The following is a 1,446-nucleotide window of genomic DNA, read 5'->3' as shown; positions in this document are numbered from 1 at the left end:
CTCATGAAGGTCAACTTTTTCGTCGAGGACATGCTCTTTTTCAAGTATATCGGGTGCGCCACCCTGGCCAGAACCCTGTACAGCGCCATCGCACGAGCAGAAGCCAGCCCGGATGTCTCCTGGAATGCCCTTGAGCGCGACTTCGACCTCGTGCACTACCATACCTTCGGTCCCCTCGCCCTGACAAACAAAAAATACAGCCATGGCGTCAAGGTGCTCACCGCCCACTCCACCCCGCGCCTCAACACCGGCAACCTCGCCTTCTCAGGGACGGTGAACCAATTCTACCCTGAGATTTACCGGGGCTTCGACCACATCATCGCCATCTCGCACCTCTGCGAGGAGGAGGTCCACGAGATCGCTCCCGACGTCCCGACCACTCTCATCCCGAACGGCGTGGACAGGGAAAGGTTCAGGCCGGACCCGGTAAAGAGAGCGGCATTCAGGGCGAAGTACGGCATCGAGGAGGACGAAACTGTGGTGCTCTCGGTTGCCCAGCAGACGCCGCGGAAGGGCATCTACGACTTCCTCGCCCTTTCGCACGAACACCCGGAGATCAGGTTTGTCTGGGTCGGCGGGTTCCCGTACGGGAGGTTCTCCAAGGACCACGGGCGGATCGAAGAGGAGAAGGCGAGGTGCGGGAAGAACGTCACCTTCACCGGTTTTGTCGACGACATCCCCGCCGCCTATTGCGGGGCAGACACCTTCTTCATGCCCTCCTATGCCGAGACCTTCGGTCTTGTCGTGCTGGAGGCCCTTGCAAGCGGCCTGCCGGTCGTCATCCGGCGTATCCCGGAGTTCGTCGAGATCTTCGGGGACGCCGCCCTCTTCTTTGAGGACAACGAGGAGGCGGGGGCGCACTTCCGCGATGAAGCGGCGCTCAGGAGGCACGCCTCTCTCGCACGGTCCTTCACAGAAACATTCGATATAAAAAAGATCGCAGACCTCCACATCCATCTCTACAACGAGTTGATCAACCCATGATTTCCGTCATCATACCGGCCTACAATGAAGAGGCGAACATCGCCTCCTGTCTCGAGTCCCTCTGCAACCAGACCCTGCCGCGGGAGCGGTACGAGATCATCGTCGTGGACGGGAACTCGAAGGACAAGACACGGGAGATCGCAGAGAGGTACGCCGACCTCGTCTTCGTGCAGACGAGCAAGAAGGTCGGCGGCGCACGAAACGACGGTGCGAAGGCCGCAAAGGGCGATATCATCGCCACGACCGACGCCGACTGCATCATCCCCCCGGACTGGCTGGAGAGGATCGAGAAGGACTTTGCCACACGCCCCAATGTGGTGCAGGTCTTCGGCCTCGTGTACCCGAAGGAGAAGGGGATCAAGAACGCGATCTCACTCGCCCTCGCAAACTTCTTCTCCCGCCTCGGCGCATTGACGCACACGCTCTACTACACCCTCGGGTGCAACACCGCCTTCAGGCGCG

Annotated in this window: 2 protein-coding genes; both read left to right on the top strand. The window is 60.4% G+C overall.

Going from position 1 to position 1,446, the window contains the following annotated elements:
- Positions 1-984, top strand: a 984-nt coding sequence (locus tag Q0520_RS02950; protein WP_298666398.1) for a glycosyltransferase family 4 protein, incomplete at its 5' end; no start/stop codon positions are given.
- The coding region (locus tag Q0520_RS02945) for a glycosyltransferase family 2 protein (RefSeq protein ID WP_298666395.1) at positions 981-1,446 on the top strand (466 nt) is incomplete at its 3' end. The genes Q0520_RS02950 and Q0520_RS02945, both read left to right, overlap by 4 nt.

It is taken from the genome of uncultured Methanofollis sp. (genome assembly GCF_937919355.1).
Classification (GTDB): domain Archaea; phylum Halobacteriota; class Methanomicrobia; order Methanomicrobiales; family Methanofollaceae; genus Methanofollis.
The sequence above is the reverse complement of the archived record's forward strand: the minus strand, read 5'-3'. Positions and strand labels throughout refer to the sequence as shown.